Genomic DNA, 23,015 nt, shown 5'->3' with positions numbered 1-23,015 from the left:
GTCACCGCCGTTCGCGCCGGCCGTCACGCTGGCGGAAGAAGTCGCCGAGCTCGTAGTCGCCTTCCAGGAACCGGCCGACACCGAATCCGACGGCACCCAGTGCCGCCACCAGCACGAAGGCGCCGAACCCGCCGAAGTACCCGGCGAAGCCCAGTGCCATGCCGGCGATCATGCCGACCACGGCCATGCTCATGATGCCCTCCGATCGGTTGCCGCCGGCGCCCGCTCACGTCCCCAGTCACTGGATCCGGGGCTGCTCCGGCTCTTCTTCCTCTTCCTCGGGAAGCTTCACATCACTCACCGCGATGTTGACCTCGACGACTTCGAGGCCGGTCATCCGCTCGACGGCGGCGACGACGTTCTCCCGTACGGCACGCGCCACGTCGGCGATCGAGACGCCGTAGTCGACGACGATCTCCAGGTCGAGCGCGGTCTGCACCTCGCCGACCTCGGCCTTGACGCCGCGGGTCACGGATTTCGACGCGCCGGGCACCCGTTCCTTGACGGCGCCGAAGGTGCGGCTGATGCCGCTGCCCATCGTGTGCACGCCCACCACGTCGCGCGCGGCCATTCCGGCGATCTTCTCCACGACGCCGTCGGCGATGGTGGTCCGTCCCCGGCCGGCCGGGTCGCCCCCGCCGCGCTTGGTGGTCCTGCGCGACGGCGCCACGGTCTCCTCAGGGTGCTGCGTGCGGTTCTGCTCCGTCTCGGTCATCGCCGTACGTCCCTTCGGTATGTCGTTCCTTCGACCACCGTAAGTGCGGTTGCCGCACCGCGCTTCGGGGATGGGGCAGGCTGGAGGAATGACGACGGCGGACAGGTGGACGCAGGCGGTCCGGCAACAGGTGGGGCTCGGCAGACTGCTGCCGCTCGGGGGCGCGCAAGACGGCGCCTGGATCTCCGAGCAGGCGGCCGAGGCGGTGCTGCGGCGCGCGGCCGGGGACATGCGCGGGGCGCGTCTGGGCGCGCTGCGGATCGCGCTGGGCGATCCGGAGGACACCCGGGACGCCGCCGTACCTGCACCGCCCAGCGCCCTCCCGCCGGGCCCGCTGCGGGTGACGGCAGACTTCGCGGCGACGGCGGCCGAGCCGCTGCCTGCGACGGCGGACCGGCTGCGCGCACTGCTGACGGCTGCGGCGACGGAACGCCTGGGGTTGACCGTGACGGAGGTGGACCTACGCGTGACGGCCCTGCTCGACGAGAACGCCGAGCCGGATGCCGTACGTCCGCCGGACCCGGCGCAGGCCGCGGGGCCCGCCGGCCCCGACGAGGAACGCGTCACGGCCGCGGCCCTCGCGGTCCCGGGAGTGGACCGGCTGACCGCCGCTCTGGGCGGGTTGGGTCATGCGGTGCACATCGAGCAGCGGCAGGGCACGGCCGCCCTGCCGCACCGGCATGTGCGGGTGGAGATCGCCGTGGACGGGGACCACCGGGCCCTGGACGTGGCCCGGGAGGTCCGCGAAAGGGTGCGGGCGGCACTGACCGACCGTCCGACGGTGGCCGTGCTGGTGACAGCCGTCGGCTGACCGCCCGCGGCTCACTCGCCGAGGCCGGCCAGATCCCGCAGCCGTCGTGCCTGCGCGGCCCGCTCGGCAGCGCGCTGCTCGTCGTACGTGCGGTCCACGGCACCACGGATCAGCGCCTTGGTCTCGATGACCGCGTCACGCGGCGCGGCGACGATCGCCCCCGCCAGGTCCCGTACGGCGTCGTCGAGCTGGTCGACGGGCACCGCGAGATTGGCGAGACCGCTGGTCACGGCTTCCTCGGCCAGCACGAAGCGACCCGTCACGCAGATCTCCAGCGCGCGGCCGTAGCCGACCAGCCCGACGAGCGGATGCGTGCCCGTCAGGTCCGGAACCAGCCCGAGGCTGGTCTCACGCATGGCGAACTGCACGTCGTCGGCGACGACGCGCACGTCACAGGCGAGTGCGAGCTGGAAGCCCGCCCCGATGGCGTAGCCCTGCACGGCGGCGATGGACACGATGTCGTTGCGCCGCCACCAGGTGAAGCCCTCCTGGAACTCGGCGATGGCAGCGTCGAGTTCGCCGTCGCTGCTGCGCGCGAGTTCCACGAAGGAAGGCTCGCCCTCGATCCCCTCGGGGGTGAACATCTGCCGGTCGAGTCCGGCGGAGAAGGCCTGGCCCTCCCCGCGCAGCACCACGACCCGCACGTTGCCCGGCAGGACCTGCCCGGCCTCCGCGAGCGTCCGCCACATGGCGGGGCTCTGCGCATTGCGTTTGGCCGGGTTCGTCAGGCTCACCGTGGCGATCGCGCCGTCGACGGTGAGCCGTACGCCGTTCTTGTCGAGCAGGGGAGCGAGTTCCTGGTCGGGCGAAGCCATGCGGTGCCTCCGATGCGTGCGGTCAGCCAGGGATGCCGGAGAGGCACCCACTAAGTGACTGCACAGTAACCACCCGGCCAGTCAGCCGACCGACCGGGTGGCCACCATCGAAGCCGATGGGCCGCCCGGGCTCAGGACGAAGCGGCCTTCTTGCCCCGCGTCGCCCCGCCACGCCCACGGAGCGTGACGCCCGATTCGCTGAGCATCCGGTGAACGAAGCCATACGAGCGACCGGTTTCCTCGGCCAGCGCCCGAATGCTCGCACCGGAGTCGTACTTCTTCTTCAGGTCTGCCGCGAGCTTGTCGCGCGCGGCGCCGGTTACCCGGCTGCCCTTCTTCAGAGTCTCGGCCACCCGTGCCTCCTCATGGGAAGTGCGCTCTGGTCTCCTCATGATCACCCCTCCGGGCCTTCATGGCCACCCATTCGGCAAGGTCCGTGAGACATGGTTTTGACGACAGGAGCACATCCCCACATGCGGAATCTTGAATTCCGACCTGTTCCGTCCGTACGCCCGAACGGGTTCTTTCACGAAGGCCCAGGTCAGGGCGGCACGACGGCCGAGCCCTTGTCGATAAAGGACTCGGCCGCGAATTCGATGTAGCACACACCTCGGTACGAGGAGATCTCACACAGATGATGGATCACCGATGGGCCGAATGATCCATAGCCCGTTGATCACGCATTCGATCAAGCGAGAGCGACGAGATCCGCGTAATCGGCGCCCCACAGGTCCTCGACGCCGTCCGGCAGCAGAATGATCCGCTCCGGCTGGAGCGCCTCGACGGCACCCTCGTCGTGGGTGACGAGGACGACGGCGCCCTTGTAGGTGCGCAGCGCCCCGAGGATCTCCTCGCGGCTGGCGGGGTCGAGGTTGTTCGTCGGCTCGTCGAGCAGCAGGACGTTCGCCGACGACACCACGAGGGTGGCGAGGGCGAGACGGGTCTTCTCACCGCCGGAGAGGACGCCGGCGGGCTTGTCGACGTCGTCGCCGGAGAACAGGAACGAACCGAGCACCTTGCGGACCTCGACCAGGTCCAGGTCGGGGGCGGACGAGCGCATGTTCTCCAGGACCGAGCGCTCCGGGTCGAGGGTCTCGTGCTCCTGGGCGTAGTAGCCGATCTTGAGGCCGTGGCCGGGGATCACGGCGCCGGTGTCCGGCTGCTCGGCACCGGCGAGGAGTCGCAGCAGGGTGGTCTTGCCGGCGCCGTTGAGGCCGAGGATGACGACCCGGGACCCCTTGTCGATGGCCAGGTCGACGTCGGTGAAGATCTCCAGCGAGCCGTACGACTTCGACAGGCCCTCGGCGGTCAGCGGGGTCTTGCCGCAGGGCGCCGGCTCCGGGAAGCGGAGCTTGGCGACCTTGTCGGAGACGCGTGCCGCCTCCAGCCCGGCGAGCAGCCGGTCGGCACGCTTGGCCATGTTCTGCGCGGCGACCGTCTTGGTGGCCTTGGCGCGCATCTTGTCGGCCTGCGAGTGCAGTGCGGCGGCCTTCTTCTCGGCGTTCTGCCGCTCGCGCTTGCGGCGCTTCTCGTCGGCCTCGCGCTGCTGCTGGTAGAGCTTCCAGCCCATGTTGTAGACGTCGATCTGGGCGCGGTTGGCGTCCAGGTAGAACACCTTGTTCACGACCGTCTCGACCAGGTCGACGTCGTGGGAGATCACGATGAAGCCGCCGCGGTAGGTCTTGAGGTAGTCGCGCAGCCAGACGATCGAGTCGGCGTCGAGGTGGTTGGTCGGCTCGTCGAGCAGCAGGGTGTCCGCGTCCGAGAACAGGATCCGGGCGAGCTCGATACGGCGGCGCTGACCACCGGAGAGCGTGTGCAGCGGCTGGCCGAGCACCCGGTCCGGCAGGTTCAGCGCGGCGGCGATGGTGGCGGCCTCGGCCTCGGCGGCGTAACCGCCCTTGGTGAGGAACTCCGTCTCCTGCCGCTCGTACTGCCGAAGCGCCTTCTCGCGGGTGGCGCCCTGGCCGTTGGCGATGCGCTGTTCGTTGTCGCGCATCTTGCGGATCAGTACGTCGAGGCCGCGCGCGGAGAGGACGCGGTCGCGGGCGAGGACGTCGAGGTCGCCGGTGCGGGGGTCCTGCGGGAGGTAGCCGACCTCGCCGGAGCGGGTGATGTTGCCGCCGGCGGGGATGCCCTCGCCTGCGAGGCACTTGGTGAGGGTGGTCTTGCCGGCGCCGTTGCGGCCGACCAGGCCGATTCGGTCGCCCTTGGCGACGCGGAAGGTCGCGGACTCGATGAGGACGCGCGCACCGGCGCGCAGCTCGATACCGGAGGCGGAGATCACGGACAGACTCCAGGCAGGGGTAGGTGGCGGGATGGGCGGCTGAGGACGTTCCCGCCGTCTAATGCGCGAGGAGAATGGCCATGAGGCCAGTCTAACGGGGCCGTGCAACCACTTTTTCTGGGATCGGGTGTTCGGGCGCCCTGCCGTGACGTACGGCACTCAGGGGGATGTGGATCCGGTTCGCGGGCCGTTGTCAGTGGCCGCTGCGAGACTGGGCGCATCCATCACAGGTGGGGATCACAAAGGGGTGATCGGCATGGCAGGCAACGGTGAGGGGCGTCCGAGCATCTATCCGACGCTGCGGTACGCGGACGCGAAGGCGGCGATCAAGCAGCTCACGGAGGCCTTCGGGTTCACGGAGCTCGCGGTGTACGAGGGCGAGGACGGCAAGGTGGCGCACGCCGAGCTGGCGCAGGGCAACGGCGCGCTGATGCTCGGCTCGAAGGGCACCGGCAGCGCCTTCGACAAGGCGATGCGGGACGGCACGACCGGGGTGTACGTCGTGGTGGACGACGTCGACGCACACCACCGGCGGGCCGTGGAGCACGGCGCGGAGATCCTGATGCCCCCGACGGACCAGGACTACGGCTCACGGGACTACATGGCCCGGGACCTCGAGGGCAATGTGTGGAGCTTCGGCACCTACGCCCCCGAGATCAAGGGCTGACGCCGGCCCGGCTCAGCTCCCCCCGGTGTGCACCTGGAAGGCGGCACGGCGCACGGCCTTCGCGAGGGCGGGGTCGGGGTGCGCGGCGGCGAGCGCGACCAGGACCTGGACGGTGCGGGGGTGGCCGACGGCACGCACCTCGTCCAGGAGCGCCGGGACGGTCGGCTGGAGCGCGGACTCCAGGTGCCGGACGAGCATCGGGGCCTCGCCGTGGTCGGTGACGGCGGCGGCGGTGTCGACCCACAGCCAGGTGGCCTCTTCCCGGGTGAGCACCTCGTGGGCGTCCTCGGGGTCGACGCCGTCGTGCTCGGCGAGCCACAGCAGTGCGTACGGCCGCAGGGCGGGCTCGTCGACGACACCGCGTACGTCGGGCTCGGCGGGGGCGCCGACGACGCGCAGTGCCTCGAAGGCGAGGCCGCGCAGGAGGGCGTCGTCGCCGCGGGCGGCGACCAGGAGCTCGGTGACGGCGCTGCCGACGGGGCGGGCGGCGAGCCAGGCGCGGTACTCGTCACGGGCGGCGTTCGGGCGCAGCTGGGCGCAGCCGCGCAGCATGTCCTCGGCGGCCTGCTCGATGTTCCCGGCGGGGCTCTGGGCGGCGACGCAGATCTGCTCCAGCTTGACCCACACGGCCCAGCTGCCGAGCGGGGTGAGCGTGGCCTGTCCGTCGCCGCAGGTGAGGGCGCCGACGGAGGTGAGGGCGTGCAGAGCCCAGTCCAGGAGCGGAGCAAGCGGGGTGTCGTCGACGGGAACCGGGACGGCGACCGGCTCGGGCCGCGGCCCGTAGGGGACCTCGCAGCGCTCGGTGCGCAGTTCGGTGACGCGCTGCTCCAGCAGGTCCAGCAGCTGTTCCACGGGGACGGGCCCGGCGGACAGCTGGAGGAAGGAGAGCACCTGGGGCAGGCCGGAGACGACGTCGGCGACGGCGCCGTGCTCGAAGTGGTCGGGTTCCGGGTGGGCGAGCGACCAGGCGTCGAAAAGGGCCACCCAGCCGCGCAGTACGGCGCTGTCGTCGCGGTCCCAGGCGCGCAGTCGCCAGCCGGGGCGGGCGCTGTCGCCGTGCACCTCGACGAGACCGGCGAGCCGCGCGGTGTCCCAGTCGGCGCGCACCTGAGCCACGGTCAGACCCAGGTCGGCGGCCGCCCGTTCGGCGGTCGCGTCGGAGAGGGTGCCTTTGCCGTCGGAGTGGGTGCCGCCGCGGCCGGGGCGCAGCGCGGTGTCGGCCCAGTGGGCGACGCGGGCGGCGGCGGCCAGACCCGAGCGAGCCATTCTGGCCAGCTCGGACCGGGCCGGCGTGCCCTCCGGGGGGCGTGGTGCGGGACGGCGTGGGCGCCGCTGGTTCACGGCTCGGGGGGCGGCGGCCAGGGGTCGCGGGCGGACGAGTCGAAGCCTGGAGTCGCGCGGGATACGGGACGTCACGGGTGCAGTCTTCCGGTTGACGGTCCGAAAACCCAAACGGAATGTCACGAGGGGCGACGGGGATGGCCAACGCACGGGGTCCGGCGAGCGGCTGAGGGCCGATAACAGGCCAGTGGTACGCCCTTAAACGGAACCTTCGGGACCGGTGCGGGCGGGGCAGGCGGAAGGAGCACCGCCAGGCCCCACAGGCGATGCCCGTCGCAGCCGTCACATGAGGGGCGTGACGAACCGGCGCAGGGACTCCTCGTAGGACTCGGGGTCGGCGTTCCACATGGCCGCGTGGGGGGCCCGGTCGACCCTCTGGAGGGTCACCAGGTTGGGGTGGGCGTCGGCCAGGCGGCGGGACAGGGCCCAGGGCGCCACCCGGTCGTCGGGACCGTGGAAGACCAGGGTCGGCACGGTCAGGGGGGCGCGGACCCGGCCGTCGGCGTTCATGCCGGTGCGGCCCTGTGCGGCGCGGACGGCGAGCGGCAGCAGCGCGCTGGGCGTGTGGCGGGCCGTGGCGAGGGCGCGCAGGGTGGTCTCCCAGCTCAGGACCGGGGAGTCCAGGACGAGGCCGGAGACCCGGTCGCGCAGTCCCGAGTGGGCCGCGGCCCGCAGCGCCATGGTCGCGCCGGTGGACCAGCCGAGCAGGACGAGCTGCTTGGCGCCGTACCGCACGGCGTACCGCATCGCCGCGTCCAGGTCCCGCCACTCGGTCTCGCCGAGGTGGTTCAGGCCGTCGGGCGGGCGGGGTGCGCCGAGGTCGCCGCGGTAGGCGAGGGCGAGGACGGGGAAGTGGCGGCCGTTGAGGAACCGCATGACGTTCATGGCCTGTTCGCGCGTCGTGCCGAGACCGTGCACGGCGATGACCCAGGTGTCCCGGGCGGCGGGCACGAACCAGGCGGGCAGGGAGCCGAGTTCGCCGGGGATGTCGACGTCCGCGTGGTCGAGGTCGAGGGCGGCGCTCGGGTTGCCGACGTAGACGTTCGGGGTGAGCCAGACGTTGTCGCCGGGCTGGAGGGTGCCGTGCGTGACGCGTTCGAGTCGGCGTACGACGGTGTCGGCGGAGTGCTTCGCGGCGGCGAGGACGGGGCCGACGACCGCGTGCGAGCCGTCGCCGGACAGGCCGTAGGTGCCGGGGCGCAGGGTGGCGAGGTCGCGGGTGAGCGCGATCTGGCCGGCGGCCGTGGCGTGCACGGTGAGACGGGGTTCGGTGGGCAGGGGCCTGCCGGGCTGCGCCGTCAGCGCGGCGCCACTGGCGAACCGCCCGGCGGCGACGCTCGCGGCGCCGGCGGCCAGAGCCACGGTGACGGCAGCGGCCGTCGCTTTGACAGTGCGCACCCATCCAGTGTCCGGGCGGACGGCCTCACCGGCCAGTGGAAGGACGCCGCGCCTCGAGTGCGCCGGTGTTCGCAGTCCGGCGGCTGCGGGCCCGCGGTGGCTGGCCGCGCAGTTCCCCGCGCCCCTAAAGGCAGGGGGTTGCAATGGCCCTGCGCCGAGACGTGACCGCGGGCCTCACAACCGTTGCGCAGTTCCCCGCGCCCCCAAAGACCGAGACCTGACCGCGGGCTTCGCAACCGTTGCGCAGTTCCCCGCGCCCCTAGGGGGTCGCAGTCGCCCACGGTGGCAAGGGGACGTGCCGGGGGGTGTCCGCCCGCAGCGGCGGGCGTCAACGCCGAGCACCCTTCTAAGTGAGGGCAACCGCCCGACCGAGGACGGACACCCCCCGGCACGGCCCCGACCCACCCCCCACCCGCAGGCGCTACGCGAACCCCCACCCATCAGCAACAGGCCGCCGCAGGCATCACCGCTGCCCGTACCCCCGCAACCGCTCCCCCACCTCCGCCACCTGCCCCTCCGACAGCAGCGTCGGAGCCAGCCCCGGAACCGACGACGCCGTCAGCCAGACGCGGCACATCCATTCCAGCTGGGCCGTCCGGTCGTACGCCTGGTCCAGGCCCGCGCCGTACGCGATCGTGCCGTGGTTCTGCAGGAGACAGGCGGTGCGGTCGGTGAGTGCACGGAGCATGTTCTCGGCCAACTCCGGCGTGCCGTACGTCGCATATGGGGCGACCCGAACCGGCCCCCCGAGCGCCGCGGCCATGTAATGGATCAGCGGAAGCTCCGGCACCAGCGTCGAGACCGCCGCCGCATGGACCGCGTGGGTGTGGACAACGGCACCGGCGTCCGTGGCGCGGTAGATCGCCAGGTGCATCGGCAGCTCACTGGTCGGCACGAGCGACCCGAGCACCCGGTCCCCGGCCAGATCGACCCCCGTCACATCGTCCGGCGACAGCCGGTCGTACGGCACCCCCGACGGCGTGACCAGCACCGTGTCCCCGACCCGCACCGAGACATTGCCGGACGTACCCACGACGAGCCCCTCCGAGACGGTCCGCCGAGCCGTCGCCACGAGGGCCTCCCATGCCTCCACCTCCTCAGGGCGCGCACTCCTGCCCCACGCCTCCCCCACTCCCTGTGCGCCCTCCCGCGCATCCCGCCCGCCCCGCTGATCCCGCCGCTCCTCAACCATGCGGCGATCCTGCCAGCCACCACGCCGACACGGCGTCAAGTCGCCGCCGGGGCGGCGCACTTTAAGGGGGAAGCCCGGCCTCCGGCAGGGCGCACAGGCCGATACACCACCCCACTCCCGCCTTGGCCTGAGATCGATCGGATTTCAACGATCTTCCAGTAGCCTCTGGGAGATTTGTCGCACACGTCGCCATTCCGGGGGGAAATATGGCCCGTGATCACAAACCGTCCCGCCACCGTTCCCGCCTCAGTCAACGCACCCACCGCTCCCGCCTCATAGCGATATCCGTGGCGGCCCTCACCCTCAGCGGAACCGCACTCGCCGAGATCCCGGCGGCGGCCGCGAGCAAGCCCAAGGGCCACGACGTCTCGTCCCACCAGAAGGACGTCGACTGGCAGAGCTCCAGGGCGAAGGGCGCGAGGTTCGTCTACGTCAAGGCCACCGAGTCCCACACCTACCGCAACCCCTACTTCGGCCGGCAGTACAGCGGCTCACGCGACGCCGGCCTGGTCCGCGGCGCGTACCATTTCGCACTGCCGAACAAGTCCTCGGGCAAGACCCAGGCCGCCTTCTTCGTACGCAACGGCGGCGCCTGGCGGCCGGACGGCTGGACCCTGCCGCCCGCCCTGGACATCGAGTACAACCCGTACGGCAGGCAGAAGTGCTACGGACTGAGCAAGGCGAAGATGGTCGCCTGGATCCAGTCCTTCAGCAACGAGGTGAAGCGGCTGACCGGCCGCCGCCCGGTGATCTACACCACGACCCACTGGTGGAACACCTGCACCGGCACCAGCCGCGCCTTCGCGTCGAACCACGCTCTGTGGATAGCCCGCTACAATTCGTCGACGGCCGGTTCGATGCCGGCCGGATGGCAGTTCTGGACCTTCTGGCAGTACGACAACGCCGGCAGCCTGCCGGGTGACCAGAATCTCTTCAACGGGTCCATGACCCAGCTCCAGAAGTTCGCCCGGGGCCACTAGCCCCGCAGCGTCCGGGCCGCGCGGCCACCGGCCGTTCCGAGGTTGCCTCTTCCAGCCTTCCCGGACACCATGCGGCCCACCCCAGTTCACCTTGCGTTCATCCAGGTTACCTACGTTCGTCCAGCCAATGACCTCGAACGATTGCCTGGGTAAATGGAAAACTTCTCGCTGATCCTCGCGATTGTGGTGGTAACCGCACTCGCGTTTGATTTCACGAACGGTTTCCACGACACCGCCAACGCGATGGCCACCACCATCTCGACCGGTGCGCTCAAGCCCAAGGTCGCGGTGGCCATGTCCGCCGTGCTGAACCTTGTCGGCGCCTTCCTCTCCGTGGAGGTCGCCAACACGATCTCCAAAGGTCTCGTCGACGAGACCGGCATCCGTCCCGAGGTCATCTTCGCCGCGTTGGTCGGTGCGATCCTCTGGAACCTGCTCACCTGGCTGGTGGGCCTGCCCTCCAGTTCCTCGCACGCCCTGATGGGCGGTCTGATCGGCGCCACCATCGCCTCGGCCGGCGTCGGCGCGGTCCACGGCGACGCGCTCGTCACCAAGGTGCTGATCCCGGCGATCGCCGCCCCGCTGGTCGCGGGCATCGCCGCGTTCCTCGGCACCCGCCTGACCTACAGCCTCGGCAAGAAGGCCGACGGCCAGGCCGCCGCCAAGGGCTACCGGACCGGCCAGATAGCCTCCGCCGGCCTGGTCTCGCTCGCGCACGGCACCAACGACGCGCAGAAGACGATGGGCATCATCACCCTCGCCCTGGTCGCCGGCGGCGTCGTCGCCCCCGACTCGGACCCGCCCATGTGGGTCATCCTCTCCGCGGGCCTGGCCATCGCGCTCGGCACGTACCTCGGCGGCTGGCGCATCATCCGCACCATGGGCAAGGGCCTGACCGACCTTCAGCCGCAGCAGGGCTTCGCCGCCCAGACCAGCGCGGCCACCGTCATCCTGGCCTCCTCCCACCTCGGCTTCTCCCTCTCCACCACGCACTCCGTCTCCGGCTCGGTGATGGGCGCCGGCCTCGGCCGCAAGGGCGGCGTCGTCCGCTGGTCGACGGCCACCCGGATGTTCGTCGCCTGGGGCCTGACCCTGCCGGCCGCCGCCCTGGTCGGCGCGCTCGCGGAGTACGTGACGGGCTTCGGCACCTGGGGCACGGCCGTCGTCGCCGTCTTCCTGGTCGCCTCCAGCGCCGCGATCTGGAAGATCTCCCGCCGCGAGGTCGTCGACCACACCAACGTCAACGAGACCGACGAGGCGCCCGGCGTGGTCACCACCGCCATCGCCGCCGTCACCCCGCCCCCGGCGGGCACGCCGGCCGAGGACCTCTCGGCCACCATCCCGGCCCCGTCGTCCTCCGAGCCCGCGTCCTCGCAGGCCACCGTCTGACCGCCGCGTAATCCGGCTATCCAGAAAGTAGAAGCATGAAGATCGACTGGGCGGCTCTCGGCTCCGTCTTCGGCGTCAGCCTCGTGGTCACGGTGGCCCTGGTGGGCCTGTTCACCCTCGGCGTCGCGGGCCTCTCGCGCCGCGAACGGGCCGTGGCCCAGGGCGACTCGGCCTCGCTCGCGGTCACCGGCGCCTACGCCTGCTTCGCGGCCTGCGCGGCCGCCGTGGGCTACGGGATCTATCTGATCGTGGCGTGACCCACAGGCCCGCCGTGGCCTGACCCACAACACGCGAAACACCCGAGGTGCGGGACGGACGACCGTCCCGCACCTCGCCGCTGTGTGGGCCTTCGCACACTCTCCCGTCGCAGGTCAACGGCAAGTTGACGCCCCTCGGAACCCCGTGGTGGACTTCCGGGGCCAAGTACGACGGCAGAAGAGGAAGCCGGTGAGAATCCGGCGCGGTCCCGCCACTGTGACCGGGGTAGCAATCCCCGGGAGCCAGGAACTCTCGCCGTCGGTCTCGTCGAACCAGGGCGCGGACACCCTGAGTGAGGACACAACGCGATGCTCGCCTGCCGATCGACATGCAGTAGCAGACCCTCGTCCGGCCCTACGGTCGGCTGACCCCGATGCGAGCCGATCGCGTCTTCGCGTACGGCGCCGCCGCCGGGCTCCTCGGTGACCTGCTGCTCGGCGATCCCCGCCGGGGGCATCCGGTCGCCGCGTTCGGACGGGCCGCGGCCGCCGTGGAACGGGTGTTGTGGCGCGACGACCGCGCACGCGGCGCCCTGCACACCGCCGTGTGCGCCGGTGGCGCCGTGGCCCTGGGTGCCGTCGCCGCCCGTGTCGTCCGTACCTCTCCGGCCGCCTCCCTCGCGCTGACCGGCGCCGCCACTTGGGCGGTCGTCGGGGGCACCTCGCTCGCCCGGGAGGCCCGTGCCATCGGGCGGGCCCTGGAGGCGGGGGACGTCGAGGCGGCCCGGGCGCGGCTGCCGCATCTGTGCGGACGGGATCCGCAGGCGCTGGACGCGGACGGGATCGCGCGGGCGGTCGTGGAGTCCGTCGCCGAGAACACCTCCGACGCGGTCGTGGGCGCCCTGGTGTGGGGGGCCGTCGGCGGGGTGCCCGGACTGCTCGGCTTCCGGGCCGTGAACACGCTCGACGCGATGGTCGGGCACAGGTCGCCCAAGTACCTGCGCTACGGCTGGGCTTCGGCCCGCCTCGACGACGTGGCCGGCTGGCCGGGGGCACGGCTGACGGCCGTACTCGCCACCCTCGCCGGCGACGATCCCCTGGGTGCGGTGCGGGCCTGGCGTGCCGATGCCGCCGCGCATCCGAGCCCCAACGCCGGGCCCGTCGAGACCTCGTTCGCGGGCGCCCTCGGGGTGCGGCTGGGCGGGACCCTCTCCTACGGCGGCCGGGTCGAGCACCGTCCCGTACTGAACGGGAACGGACGGGCCGTGGGCGTCCACGACGTCGAGCGGGCCGTACGGCTGTCGAAGCGTGTGAGTTGGCTGGCGCTCGGCGTGTGTGTCGCCGCGCGCCGTATCGCGAAGGGGCGTACCTCATGACGGGCGGTGGCCTTCTTGTCGCCGGCACCACCTCCGACGCGGGCAAGAGCGTCGTCACCGCCGGGATCTGCCGGTGGCTGGTGCGGCAGGGGGTGAAGGTCGCGCCGTTCAAGGCGCAGAACATGTCCCTGAACTCGTTCGTGACGCGCGAGGGCGCCGAGATCGGGCGGGCGCAGGCCATGCAGGCCCAGGCGTGCCGGGTCGAGCCGACCGCGCTGATGAACCCCGTGCTGCTGAAGCCCGGCGGCGAGCAGAGCAGTCAGGTCGTGCTGCTGGGCAAGCCGGTGGGCGAGCTGAGTGCACGCGGGTACCACGGCGGGCGGCAGCAGCAGTTGCTGGGGACGGTGCTGGAGTGCCTCGCCGAGTTGCGGGGCACGTATGACGCGGTGATCTGTGAGGGGGCCGGCTCTCCGGCCGAGATCAATCTGCGGCGGACCGACATCGTCAACATGGGCATCGCCCGCAATGCCGGGCTGCCGGTGCTCGTCGTCGGCGACATCGACCGCGGCGGCGTCTTCGCCTCCTTCTTCGGGACCGTCGCGCTGCTGTCCCGGGAGGACCAGGAGCTGATCGCCGGGTTCCTGGTCAACAAGTTCCGCGGCGACGTCTCGCTCCTCGAACCCGGCCTCGACATGCTGCACGACCTCACCGGGCGGCGGACGTACGGCGTCCTGCCCTTCCGGCACGGCCTCGGCATCGACGAGGAGGACGGGCTGCGGATCTCCCTGCGGGGCGCCGTACGGGAGTCGGAGGTCTCCTCCCCCGTCGGTGAGGACGTGCTGCGCGTCGCCGTGTGTGCCGTGCCGCTGATGTCCAACTTCACCGACGTGGACGCCCTCGCCGCCGAGCCCGGCGTCGTCGTGCGGTTCGTGGACCGGCCCGAGGAACTGGCCGACGCGGACCTGGTGGTGGTCCCCGGCACCCGGGGCACCGTCCGTGCCCTGGAGTGGCTGCGGGAGCGCGGCCTCGCGCGGGCCCTGGTCCGCAGGGCCGCCGAGGGGCGGCCGATCCTCGGCATCTGCGGCGGCTTCCAGCTCCTCGGCGAGCACATCGAGGACGACGTGGAGAGCCGGCGCGGACAGGTCGAGGGGCTCGGGGTGCTGCCCGTCCGGGTGCGGTTCGCCCGGGAGAAGACCCTGACCCGGCCCGTCGGCGAGGCCCTCGGGGAGCCGGTCGAGGGGTACGAGATCCACCACGGGGTCGCCGAAGTGACAGGGGGAGAACCCTTCTTGGACGGCTGCCGGGTCGGCCGGACCTGGGGCACGCACTGGCACGGCTCGCTGGAGTCGGACGGCTTCAGGCGGGCGTTCCTGCGCGAGGTGGCGGCCGCCGCGGGCCGCCGGTTCGTGCCGGCGCCCGACACCTCGTTCGCCGCGCTGCGCGAGGAGCAGCTCGACCGGCTCGGCGATCTCATCGAACAGCACGCGGACACGGACGCGCTGTGGCGGCTCATCGAGTCCGGCGCGCCGCAAGGACTGCCTTTCATTCCACCGGGAGCGCCCGCATGAGCACAGTGTTGTTGTTGTCGACCGCCGACACGGATCTGCTGGCGGCCCGCGCCGCCTCCGGTGCCGACTACCGGATCGGCAACCCGACGCGCGTGGACGTCGAGACCGAGCTGCCCGCGCTGCTCGACGGCGCGGACCTCGCCGTCGTCCGGCTGCTGGGCGGCAAGCGGGCCTGGGAGGACGGGCTCGCGAAGCTGAAGGCGTCGGGTGTGCCGACCGTGCTGCTGGGCGGCGAGGCCGTGCCGGACGCGGAGCTGATGGCGGAGTCGTCCGTCCCGGCCGGTGTGGTCGCCGAGGCGCTGAAGTACCTCGTCGAGGGCGGCCCCGCCAACCTCACCGAGCTCGCCCGGTTCCTCTCCGACACCGTGCTGCTGACGGGCGAGGGGTTCGTCGAGCCGCAGAAGATGCCGGAGTACGGCGTCCACGGCGCCCGGCCCCTGGAGAGCGGCCGCCCGACCGTCGGGGTGCTCTTCTACCGGGCCCATGAGCTCAGCGGCAACACCGCGTTCGTGGACACCCTGTGCGACGCGATCGAGGCGCGGGGCGCCAACGCGCTGCCGGTGTACTGCGGTTCGCTGCGCGGCGCGGACCCGGAGCTGTACGAGATCCTCGGTCAGGCCGACGCCCTGGTCGCCACCGTCCTGGCCGCCGGCGGCACGCACGCCTCGCAGGCCTCGGCGGGCGGCGACGAGGAGGCCTGGGACATCGGCAGGCTGGCCGAGCTGAACGTCCCCGTCCTGCAGGGGCTGTGCCTGACGTCGTCCAGGAGCGCCTGGGACGAGTCCGACGCCGCCCTTTCCCCGATGGACGCGGCGATGCAGGTCGCGATCCCGGAGTTCGACGGCCGGCTGATCACCGTCCCGTTCTCCTTCAAGGAGCAGGGCCCGGACGACGTGCCCGTGTACGTGGCCGACCCGGAGCGGGCCGGACGCGTCGCCGGGATCGCCGTACGGCACGCCCGGCTGCGGCACAAGCCGAACGCCGACAAGAAGCTCGCGCTCGTCTTCACCGCCTACCCGACCAAGCACTCGCGCGTCGGCAACGCGGTCGGCCTGGACACCCCCGCCTCCGCGGTGCGGGTGCTGGACGCGCTCAGGCAGGCCGGGTACGGGGTGACCGAGTACCCGGACAACGGCGACGAGTTGATCCACCGGCTCATCGAGGCGGGCGGGCACGACGTCGAGTGGCTGACCGAGGACCAGCTGGCGTCGGCGCCCGCGCGCGTGCCGCTGGCCGACTACCAGGCCTGGTTCGACAAGCTCGATGCGGAACTCAAGGACGCCATGACCGAGGCGTGGGGCGAGCCGCCGGGCGCTCTCTACGTCGACGGGGACGACATCGTGCTGGCCTCCCTCCAGTTCGGGAACGTCGTCGTGATGATCCAGCCGCCGCGTGGCTTCGGCGAGAACCCGATCGCGATCTACCACGACCCGGACATGCCGCCGTCGCACCACTACATGGCCGCCTACCGGTGGCTGGAGAACTCGTTCGGCGCCGACGCGATCGTGCACATGGGCAAGCACGGCACGATGGAGTGGCTGCCGGGCAAGGGGCTCGGGCTGAGCGGCGGCTGCGCCCCGGACGCCGTCCTCGGTGATCTGCCGCTGATCTACCCGTTCATCGTCAACGACCCCGGCGAGGGCACGCAGGCCAAGCGCCGCGGTCACGCCACGGTCGTCGACCACCTGGTGCCGCCGATGGCCCGCGCGGACACCTACGGCGACCTGGCAAAGCTGGAGCAGCTCCTCGACGAGTACGCGCTCGTCTCGGACCTGGACCCGACGAAGGCGCCGGCCGTCAGGGCCCAGATCTGGACGCTGGTCAAGGCGGCGGAGCTGCACCACGACCTCCACGTGGACGAGCAGCCGGACGACGGTGACTTCGACGAGTTCGTCATGCACATCGACGGCTATCTGTGCGAGATCAAGGACGTGCAGATCCGCGACGGCCTGCACATCCTGGGCGGCGGCCCGGTCGGCGAGCCGCGCGTGAACCTGGTCCTCGCGGTGCTGCGTGCCTCGCAGGTGTGGGGCGGACAGGCGAACGCGCTGCCGGGCCTGCGGGCCTCACTGGCCGAGCACTTCGGCCTGGTGGAGAAGGAGCTGCTCGCCGAGCCGGGTGCTCCGGTGAAGGTCCCGGTCGAGCTGAGCGACCTCGTCGAGGGCCCCTCCCGCACGGCCGCCGACGCCATCGACCTGCTGGAGCAGCTGTGTCGGCGGGTCGCGGAGGGGATGGAATCCAACGGCTGGACGGTGTCCGAGGCCCCCGGCCTCGTCCGTGACGTCCTCGGCGCCGAACTCCCCGAAGCCGTAGCCGTGCTGAAGTTCGCCTGCGACGAGGTCGTGCCGCGTCTCGCCCGGACCACGGACGAGATCGGCCACATCCTCAAGGCGCTCGACGGCGGTTACGTCCCGGCGGGCCCGTCCGGTTCGCCGACGCGCGGTCTGGTCAACGTCCTGCCGACGGGCCGGAACTTCTACTCCGTCGACCCCAAGGCCATTCCGTCCAGGCTGAGCTGGGAGGTCGGGCAGTCGCTCGCCGACTCGCTGGTGCAGCGGTACCTCCAGGACACGGGTGAGTACCCGAAGTCCGTCGGCCTGACGGTCTGGGGCACCTCGGCCATGCGCACCCAGGGCGACGACATCGCCGAGATCCTCGCGCTGCTGGGCTGCCGCCCGGTGTGGGACGACGCCTCGCGCCGGGTGACCGGGTTCGAGATCATCGGCCTTGAGGAGCTCGGGCGGCCTCGCATCGACGTCACCGTCCGTATCTCCGGGTTCTTCCGGGACGCGTTCCCGCACGTCGTCGGCCTGATCGACGACGCCGTGCGCAAGGTCGCCGAACTGGACGAGCCCGCCGACCGGAACTTCGTGAAGGCGCACGCCGACGAGGACACCGCCGAGCACGGTGACCGGCGCAGGGCGACGGCCCGTATCTTCGGCTCCAAGCCGGGCGCGTACGGCGCCGGTCTGCTGCCGCTGATCGACGCCCGCAACTGGCGCTCGGACGCCGACCTCGCCGAGGTGTACGCCGTCTGGGGCGGCTACGCCTATGGGCGCGGGCTCGACGGCCGGGCGGCGCGCGGCGACATGGAGACCGCGTTCAAGCGGATCAACGTGGCCGCGAAGAACGTCGACACCCGCGAGCACGACCTCGTCGACGCCGACGACTACTTCCAGTACCACGGCGGCATGGTCGCCATGGTGCGGCACCTGACGGGCGCCAACCCCGAGGCGTACGTCGGCGACAGCGCCACCCCCGACCAGGTGAAGACGCGCACCCTCGGCGAGGAGACCCACCGCGTCTTCCGCGCCCGCGTGGTCAACCCGCGCTGGATGGCGGCCATGCGCCGGCACGGCTACAAGGGCGCCTTCGAGATGGCGGCGACCGTGGACTACCTGTTCGGCTACGACGCCACCGCGGGCGTGGTCGACGACTGGATGTACGAGAAGCTCAGCGCGGAGTACGTCTTCGACGCCGAGAACCGGGACTTCATGAAGAAGTCCAACCCCTGGGCGCTGCGCGGCATCACCGAACGGCTCCTGGAGGCCGCGGACCGCGGGCTGTGGGCCGAGCCGGACGCCGACACGCTGGAGCGGCTGCGCGCCACGTACCTGGAGCTGGAAGGCGACTTGGAGGGCGACGAGAAGTGACCACCCCCTTCCCCTTTACGGCCGTTGTCGGCCAGGACGACCTGCGGCTCGCGCTGCTGCTGAACGCCGTGTCGCCGGCGGTCGGCGGTGTGCTGGTGCGCGGCGAGAAGGGCACCGCCAAGTCGACGGCGGTACGGGCGCTGTCGGCGCTGATGCCCGAGGTCCCGGTCGTCCCCGGCTGCCGTTTCTCCTGCGACCCGGGCGCCCCGGACCCCGCGTGCCCGGACGGACCGCACGAGGAGACGGGCGCCGGCACGCGACGCCCCGCCCGCATGGTCGAACTGCCCGTCGGTGCCTCCGAGGACCGGCTGGTCGGCGCGCTGGACATCGAGCGTGCGCTCGCCGAGGGCGTGAAGGCGTTCGAGCCGGGCCTCCTCGCCGACGCCCACCGCGGGATCCTGTACGTCGACGAGGTCAACCTCCTCCACGACCACCTGGTCGACCTGCTCCTTGACGCGGCGGCGATGGGTGCGTCGTACGTCGAACGCGAGGGTGTCTCGGTCCGGCACGCCGCCCGTTTCCTTCTCGTCGGGACCATGAACCCCGAGGAGGGCGAGCTGCGGCCGCAGTTGCTCGACCGGTTCGGACTGACCGTCGAGGTCGCCGCCTCGCGGGAGCCCGACCAGCGGGTGGAGGTCGTACGACGGCGGCTCGCGTACGACGACGACCCGGGTGCCTTCGCCGCCCGGTGGGCCGACGAGGAGCGTGCCGTACGTCGACGGATCGTCGCCGCACGGGAGTTGCTGCCGTCGGTGCGGCTGGGTGACGGGGCGCTCAGGCAGATCGCGGCGACCTGTGCCGCTTTCGAGGTGGACGGCATGCGGGCCGACATCGTGATGGCCCGCACCGCGACCGCTCTGGCCGCCTGGGCCAGACGGACCGATGTGCTCGCCGAGGATGTGCGGCAGGCGGCGCTGCTGGCGCTGCCGCACCGCAGGCGCCGCAACCCCTTCGACGCGCCCGGTCTGGACGAGGACAAGCTCGACGAGACCCTGGAGGAGTTCGGGGGCTCCGAGGACGAGGACCCGGATCCCGGGCCGGACGGTCCCGGCGGGGGCGGCGGGCAGCCGCCGCAGTCCGACGACGGCCCGCAAGGGGGCGACACGGCCGCGCGTCCCGAGGCCGGTGAGGACGGGGAGCCGCAGGGCTCCGGGGCCGGGGAGCAGACTCCCGTACGGGCTTCCGAGCCGTTCCGGGCGAAGGCGCTGAGCGTGCCGGGTGTCGGTGAGGGCGGTGCCGCCGGGCGGCGTTCGCGGGCGCGGACCGAGCACGGGCGGACCACGGGGGCCCGACGGCCCCGCGGGACGCTGACGAAGCTGCACCTGGCGGCCACCGTGCAGGCGGCGGCGCCGCATCAGCGGGCCCGGGGACGGTCGGGGCGCGGCCTCGTGGTGCGCCGGGACGATCTGCGGCAGGCCGTGCGGGAGGGGCGCGAGGGGAACCTCGTGCTGTTCGTGGTGGACGCCTCCGGTTCGATGGCCGCGCGGCAGCGGATGGGCGCGGTGAAGGGGGCGGTGCTGTCGCTGCTGCTGGACGCGTATCAGCGGCGGGACAAGGTGGGCCTGGTGACGTTCCGGGGGTCGGCCGCCGATGTGGCGCTGCCGCCGACGTCGTCCGTGGACGCCGCGGCGGCCCGGCTGGAGTCCCTGCCGACCGGTGGGCGGACCCCGCTCGCGGCCGGGCTGCTGAAGGCGCACGAGGTGCTGCGGGTCGAGCGGCTGCGCGATCCCGCCCGGCGGGCGCTGGTGGTCCTGGTGACCGACGGGCGGGCCACGGGTGGCCCGGAGCCGGTGGCGCTCGCGGGGCGGGCTGCCCGGCTGTTCGCGGCCGACGAGGTCGCCTCCGTGGTCGTGGACTGCGAGTCGGGGCCGGTGCGGCTGGGGCTCGCGGGGCAGCTCGCGGGTGAGCTGGGCGGTACGGCGGTGACGCTGGACGAGTTGCGGGCGGACTCGATCGCGGGGCTGGTCAGGGATGTTCAGGGTGGGTCGAAGAGGAGGGCCGCGTAATGCCGCAGGGGCAGCCGAGTGTGGTGCCGGACGATGGTCTGACGACACGTCAGCGGCGTAATCGGCCGCTGGTGGTGGTGCACACCGGCATCGGGAAGGGCAAGTCGACCGCCGCGTTCGGGCTCGCGCTGCGCGCCTGGAACCAGGGGTGGCCCATCGGGGTGTTCCAGTTCGTCAAGTCCGCGAAGTGGAAGGTCGGCGAGGAGAACGCGCTGCGGGTGCTCGGCGCCTCCGGCGAGGGCGGCTCCGTCGACTGGCACAAGATGGGCGAGGGGTGGTCCTGGGTCCAGCGGGACGCCCAGATGGACAACGAGGAGAAGGCCCGGGAGGGCTGGGAGCAGGTCAAGCGGGACCTCGCCGCCGAGACGTACAAGCTGTACGTGCTCGACGAGTTCGCGTACCCGATGCACTGGGGCTGGATCGACACCGACGAGGTCGTCGACGTGCTGCGCGACCGGCCGGGGACCCAGCATGTCGTGATCACCGGGCGGAACGCGCCGGAGAAGCTGGTCGGGTTCGCCGATCTGGTGACCGACATGTCCAAGGTCAAGCACCCGATGGACGCGGGCCAGAAGGGCCAGAGAGGCATCGAGTGGTGATGCCTTCCGTCCCTCGGCTGGTCATCGCCGCGCCGTCCTCCGGCAGCGGCAAGACCACCGTCGCCACGGGGTTGATGGCCGCGTTCGCCGCGCGGGGGCTCGCCGTGTCCCCGCACAAGGTCGGACCGGACTACATCGACCCCGGGTACCACACGCTCGCGAGCGGGCGGGTGGGGCGGAATCTCGACCCGTATCTGTGCGGGCCGGAGCTGGTCGGGCCGTTGTTCCTGCACGGGTCGCGCGGGTGTGACATCGCCGTCGTCGAGGGTGTGATGGGGCTGTACGACGGGGCCGCCGGGGAGGGCGAGCTGGCGTCCACGGCCCATGTGGCGAAGCTGCTGCGGGCGCCGGTCGTGCTCGTCGTGGACGCCTCGTCGCAGTCGCGGTCCGTGGCGGCGCTGGTGCACGGGTTCGCGTCCTGGGATCCGCAGGTGCGGGTCGGGGGCGTGATCCTGAACAAGGTCGCCTCGGACCGGCACGAGGAACTGCTGCGGGACGCCCTGGACTCGGCGGGGGTACCGGTCCTCGGGATGCTGCGCCGGGCCGTCCAGGTGGACACGCCTTCGCGGCATCTGGGGCTGGTGCCGGTCGCGGAACGGCGCGCCGAGGCGGTGGACGCGGTGGCGGCGATGGGGGCGCGGGTCGAGCAGGGGTGTGACCTGGACGGGTTGCTGGCGTTGGCGCGGAGCGCGGGTGCGTTGTCGTGCGAGGCATGGGAACCCCAGCTCACCACGACGGAGAAGCGTGAGGTGGTCGCCCTCGCCGGCGGCCCCGCCTTCACGTTCTCCTACGCCGAGCATGCCGAGTTGCTCGGCGCCGCCGGTGCGGACGTCGTTGCCTTCGATCCGTTGCGGGACGAGCAACTGCCGGACGGGACGGCCGGGTTGGTGATCGGGGGCGGGTTCCCCGAGGTGTACGCGGCCGAGCTGTCCGCCAACGAGCCGCTGCGCAAGGCCGTCGCCGCACTCGCGCAGAGCGGCGCTCCGGTGGCCGCCGAGTGTGCGGGGCTGCTGTATCTGTGCCGCGAACTGGACGGGCTGCCCATGTGCGGGGTGCTCGACGCGAGCGCCCGGATGAGCGAGCGGCTCACCCTCGGGTACCGGGACGCCGTGGCCGTCGGCGACAGCTCGCTCGCCGTCGCCGGGACGCGGATGCGGGCGCACGAGTTTCATCGGACCGTCGTCGAGCCCGGCTCGGGGACGGCGCCCGCCTGGGGAGTCAGGTCCCCTCAGCGCCGGGTCGAAGGTTTCGTACAGCAGGGCGTGCACGCGAGTTATCTGCACACGCACTGGGCCGCCGAGCCCGGTGTCGCCCGTCGGTTCGTGGAGAGGTGCCGGACGTCATGAGCAGCAGGTTGATCGGAGTCGGGGTCGGTCCCGGCGATCCGGAGCTGGTGACCGTGAAGGGCGTCAACGCGCTGCGCGCCGCCGACGTCGTCGTCGTACCCGTCATGGACAGCGGGGAGCGGGGGCGGGCCGAGGCGACCGTGCTGCACTACGTGCCCGAGGAGAAGGTCGTACGGGTCGTGTTCGCGCTGAACGAGCGCACCGACCGGGCGCGGCGCGAGGCCGCCTGGGACGCCGCGGGCGAGCGGGTCGCCGGGCTGCTGGCGGAGCACGGCGCCGTCGCCTTCGCCACCATCGGTGACCCCAACGTGTACTCCACGTTCACGTATCTCGCCCAGACCATCGGCGAGCTGGTCCCCGGCACCGTCGTGGAGACCGTGCCCGGCATCACCGCCATGCAGGACCTCGCCGCGCGCTCCGGAGCGGTCCTCACCGAGGGGACGGAGCCGCTCACGCTGGTGCCCGTCACCGCCGGTTCGGCCGTGCTGAAGGACGCGCTCGCCGGGCCCGGCACCGTCGTCGCCTACAAGTTCGGGCGGCAGGCGGCCGAGGTCGCCGAGGCGCTGCGGGAGACCGGGCGGATCGACGACGCGGTGTGGGGGTCGGCGCTGGGCCTCGCGGAGGAGTCGATCCGGCCGGCCGCCGACCTCGACGACACCCCGCTGCCCTACCTCTCGACCCTGATCGCACCCGCCCGGCGCGACGGCGGCCGGGGCGGCAAGCTCTGACGCCCGC

20 protein-coding genes and 1 riboswitch are annotated in these 23,015 nt (G+C 72.2%); of the genes, 12 read left to right on the top strand and 8 right to left on the bottom strand.

What is annotated here, in order from left to right; translation table 11 throughout:
* Position 1: 1 nt before the first annotated feature.
* Together CP983_RS33630 and CP983_RS33625 are read right to left on the bottom strand one after the other, a co-directional pair.
* Entirely contained in the window at positions 2-193 is a 192-nt protein-coding gene (locus CP983_RS33630; protein WP_107907285.1) for a hypothetical protein, read from the bottom strand.
* Positions 194-238: 45 nt separating this feature from the next.
* Positions 239-715 (bottom strand): Asp23/Gls24 family envelope stress response protein, encoded by a 477-nt coding sequence (locus CP983_RS33625; RefSeq protein WP_150503792.1) that lies wholly within the window; start codon positions 713-715, stop codon positions 239-241.
* 88 nt (positions 716-803) lie between these two features.
* Here CP983_RS33625 and CP983_RS33620 point away from each other — a divergent pair, with 88 nt between their 5' ends.
* On the top strand, positions 804-1,526 hold the full coding sequence (locus CP983_RS33620) for a nucleopolyhedrovirus P10 family protein (RefSeq protein WP_150503790.1): 723 nt from the start codon (positions 804-806) through the stop codon (positions 1,524-1,526).
* 11 nt (positions 1,527-1,537) lie between these two features.
* On the opposite strand, the gene CP983_RS33615 is transcribed toward CP983_RS33620, so the two are convergent.
* The 3 genes from CP983_RS33615 to CP983_RS33605 form a co-directional block, all read right to left on the bottom strand.
* Complete coding sequence (locus CP983_RS33615) at positions 1,538-2,341, bottom strand: enoyl-CoA hydratase/isomerase family protein (protein WP_150503788.1); 804 nt, start codon at positions 2,339-2,341, stop codon at positions 1,538-1,540.
* A 131-nt stretch (positions 2,342-2,472) separates the two neighbouring features.
* The gene (locus tag CP983_RS33610) at positions 2,473-2,694 is read right to left on the bottom strand and encodes a helix-turn-helix domain-containing protein (protein ID WP_004002281.1); all 222 of its coding nucleotides are present in this window, start codon (positions 2,692-2,694) and stop codon (positions 2,473-2,475) included.
* A gap of 335 nt (positions 2,695-3,029) precedes the next feature.
* Positions 3,030-4,628: an ABC-F family ATP-binding cassette domain-containing protein gene (locus CP983_RS33605; RefSeq protein ID WP_147996808.1), complete on the bottom strand. Its 1,599-nt coding sequence runs from the start codon at positions 4,626-4,628 to the stop codon at positions 3,030-3,032.
* A gap of 256 nt (positions 4,629-4,884) precedes the next feature.
* Here CP983_RS33605 and CP983_RS33600 point away from each other — a divergent pair, with 256 nt between their 5' ends.
* Positions 4,885-5,295 (top strand): VOC family protein, encoded by a 411-nt coding sequence (locus CP983_RS33600; RefSeq protein WP_163017028.1) that lies wholly within the window; start codon positions 4,885-4,887, stop codon positions 5,293-5,295.
* Positions 5,296-5,307: 12 nt separating this feature from the next.
* Here the strand turns inward: CP983_RS33600 and CP983_RS33595 are convergent, their stop codons facing one another.
* The 3 genes from CP983_RS33595 to CP983_RS33585 all read right to left on the bottom strand — a co-directional run bounded on the left by CP983_RS33595 (position 5,308) and on the right by CP983_RS33585 (position 9,226).
* A complete protein-coding gene (locus tag CP983_RS33595) occupies positions 5,308-6,711 on the bottom strand; it encodes a hypothetical protein (protein WP_163017027.1) in 1,404 nt (467 codons plus the stop codon).
* 207 nt (positions 6,712-6,918) lie between these two features.
* Positions 6,919-8,034, bottom strand: a complete 1,116-nt coding sequence (locus CP983_RS33590; protein WP_107907278.1) for an alpha/beta hydrolase — start codon at positions 8,032-8,034, stop codon at positions 6,919-6,921.
* Between the two features lie 463 nt (positions 8,035-8,497).
* Positions 8,498-9,226: a class II aldolase/adducin family protein gene (locus CP983_RS33585; protein ID WP_150503786.1), complete on the bottom strand. Its 729-nt coding sequence runs from the start codon at positions 9,224-9,226 to the stop codon at positions 8,498-8,500.
* 206 nt (positions 9,227-9,432) lie between these two features.
* On the opposite strand from CP983_RS33585, the gene CP983_RS33580 reads away from it, so the two are divergent.
* From CP983_RS33580 to cobI, 10 genes are all read left to right on the top strand, one after another.
* Complete coding sequence (locus tag CP983_RS33580) at positions 9,433-10,206, top strand: lysozyme (RefSeq protein WP_107907277.1); 774 nt, start codon at positions 9,433-9,435, stop codon at positions 10,204-10,206.
* Between the two features lie 153 nt (positions 10,207-10,359).
* Positions 10,360-11,595 (top strand): inorganic phosphate transporter, encoded by a 1,236-nt coding sequence (locus tag CP983_RS33575; RefSeq protein ID WP_107907276.1) that lies wholly within the window; start codon positions 10,360-10,362, stop codon positions 11,593-11,595.
* 35 nt (positions 11,596-11,630) lie between these two features.
* On the top strand, positions 11,631-11,852 hold the full coding sequence (locus CP983_RS33570; RefSeq protein WP_030956485.1) for a hypothetical protein: 222 nt from the start codon (positions 11,631-11,633) through the stop codon (positions 11,850-11,852).
* A 155-nt stretch (positions 11,853-12,007) separates the two neighbouring features.
* Positions 12,008-12,127: riboswitch (cobalamin riboswitch) on the top strand.
* A gap of 99 nt (positions 12,128-12,226) precedes the next feature.
* A complete protein-coding gene (locus CP983_RS33565; protein WP_150503784.1) occupies positions 12,227-13,168 on the top strand; it encodes a cobalamin biosynthesis protein in 942 nt (313 codons plus the stop codon).
* Positions 13,165-14,676, top strand: a complete 1,512-nt coding sequence (locus CP983_RS33560; protein ID WP_093745542.1) for a cobyric acid synthase — start codon at positions 13,165-13,167, stop codon at positions 14,674-14,676. Before CP983_RS33565 ends, CP983_RS33560 begins: the two co-directional genes overlap by 4 nt.
* Positions 14,673-18,329 (top strand): cobaltochelatase subunit CobN, encoded by a 3,657-nt coding sequence (gene cobN, locus CP983_RS33555; RefSeq protein ID WP_150503782.1) that lies wholly within the window; start codon positions 14,673-14,675, stop codon positions 18,327-18,329. The genes CP983_RS33560 and cobN overlap by 4 nt, the downstream gene beginning before the upstream one ends.
* Positions 18,326-20,335 (top strand): putative cobaltochelatase, encoded by a 2,010-nt coding sequence (locus CP983_RS33550; RefSeq protein ID WP_150503780.1) that lies wholly within the window; start codon positions 18,326-18,328, stop codon positions 20,333-20,335. Before cobN ends, CP983_RS33550 begins: the two co-directional genes overlap by 4 nt.
* Complete coding sequence (cobO, locus tag CP983_RS33545; RefSeq protein WP_125529964.1) at positions 20,335-20,934, top strand: cob(I)yrinic acid a,c-diamide adenosyltransferase; 600 nt, start codon at positions 20,335-20,337, stop codon at positions 20,932-20,934. The genes CP983_RS33550 and cobO overlap by 1 nt, the downstream gene beginning before the upstream one ends.
* The gene (locus CP983_RS33540; protein ID WP_189749021.1) at positions 20,934-22,280 is read left to right on the top strand and encodes a cobyrinic acid a,c-diamide synthase CobB; all 1,347 of its coding nucleotides are present in this window, start codon (positions 20,934-20,936) and stop codon (positions 22,278-22,280) included. The genes cobO and CP983_RS33540 overlap by 1 nt, the downstream gene beginning before the upstream one ends.
* Positions 22,277-23,008, top strand: coding sequence for a precorrin-2 C(20)-methyltransferase (gene cobI, locus CP983_RS33535; protein ID WP_150503778.1), 732 nt, complete (start codon positions 22,277-22,279; stop codon positions 23,006-23,008). Before CP983_RS33540 ends, cobI begins: the two co-directional genes overlap by 4 nt.
* The last annotated feature ends 7 nt before the right edge of the window (positions 23,009-23,015 follow it).

The organism is Streptomyces chartreusis (assembly GCF_008704715.1).
Lineage (GTDB): Bacteria > Actinomycetota > Actinomycetes > Streptomycetales > Streptomycetaceae > Streptomyces > Streptomyces chartreusis.
Note: the sequence above shows the minus strand (reverse complement) of the source record. Positions and strands in the feature narration are given on the sequence as shown.